Annotated in this window: 1 protein-coding gene; it reads left to right on the forward strand. The window is 46.5% G+C overall.

Annotated elements, in window-relative coordinates; genetic code table 11:
* Positions 1–98 precede the first annotated feature (98 nt).
* Positions 99–1,154 carry an SMP-30/gluconolactonase/LRE family protein gene (locus F6K51_RS37635; RefSeq protein ID WP_293031368.1) on the forward strand — a complete coding sequence of 352 codons (1,056 nt, stop codon included), beginning with the start codon at positions 99–101 and terminating at the stop codon, positions 1,152–1,154.
* The last annotated feature ends 88 nt before the right edge of the window (positions 1,155–1,242 follow it).

The following is a 1,242-nucleotide window of genomic DNA, read 5'->3' on the forward strand; positions in this document are numbered from 1 at the left end:
GTTATCGACCTTGCTTAATAGTATATATATTTTATAGTAAGATGTCAAGGGATAAGATGAATTTCCTGGCTCGCTATCCATCCCCACCCTGAAAGAGGGTGGGGAATTCCGCGAGTTTTGTTAAAAATACTTACTATCATCCCACTCCACTGGCAGAACTAAACCTGGTTGGTTCTAACCGAGCTGCCCTACAGTTTTATGGTCAGCATCTACGCAATGCATTACTGCTAGAACGACGCTCCCCAGCCTATCAAATTGCCGTGGCCCAAGACTGCGTTCTCCAGGGGGGTGAGGGACTCTACTATGACCCCAGAAGTAATCAACTATTCTGCCTGGACTACGGTAATCCTCAGCTGATTCAACTGTGCTTAACAACCCGCAAGGTGCAGCGGTTCCCATTACCTGGTTTGTGTTACGGTCTTGCCCTATCGGGGACGGAAACTGTGGTGTTGTCTGGGGAGTTGGGACTGGTGGAGTTAAATCTCAATACCAAAGAGATCATACCAATTATCCAAGACTATCAGGGTAAACAGTTGGTTTGCAATGATGTAGTTATTGACAAAAACGGAAACATTTGGTTCAACACCATCGATGAGGATGCCACAGCAATTAGGGGAACAGGGGCACTGCTAGCCTGCAATCCCCAGGGGCAAGTCCAGGAAGTTTTTGCGGGGCTAGGTTATGCCAACGGCATGGGACTATCACCAGATGGGCGATCGCTCTACGTTGTGGATAGCTTAGAAAGGTCTGTTCATGTCTTCGTTCTCAATTCGGATCGAACTGAAGCAACCCTACCCGATATTCATGACCATCACAAATTTATCGTTGCCGATGAAACTGAAGGAGTACCCGATGGATTGGCTGTAGATGGGGCAGGTCGTCTTTGGCTCACATTTTGGTTTGGTGGCAAAGTAGTCTGTATCGATCCGCAATCTCAAGCAAGAGTCAGAGAGATTGTTCTACCTGTGATCAATATTAGCAGCGTGACCATTGTTGATTCTAAATGCGATCGCACTGCCGAATCACCCTGCAAATTGTTTGCTTGCTCATCTGCTGTTCCTTGGCTAGGGGGAAAAGTCTTAGCACCCTGGTATGCAGGTGATTTGCCAGGGTCGCGACAAGGATACCTTTTTGAAATCGATATCGAATTATAGCAATTATCATAGCTATGAGGTACACAATTTCGGGATTTTAGGGAACAGGGAACAGGGAACAGGGAACAGATAAGAGGCAATAGTGTAT

It is taken from the genome of Moorena sp. SIO3I8 (assembly GCF_010692325.1).
Taxonomy (GTDB): domain Bacteria; phylum Cyanobacteriota; class Cyanobacteriia; order Cyanobacteriales; family Coleofasciculaceae; genus Moorena.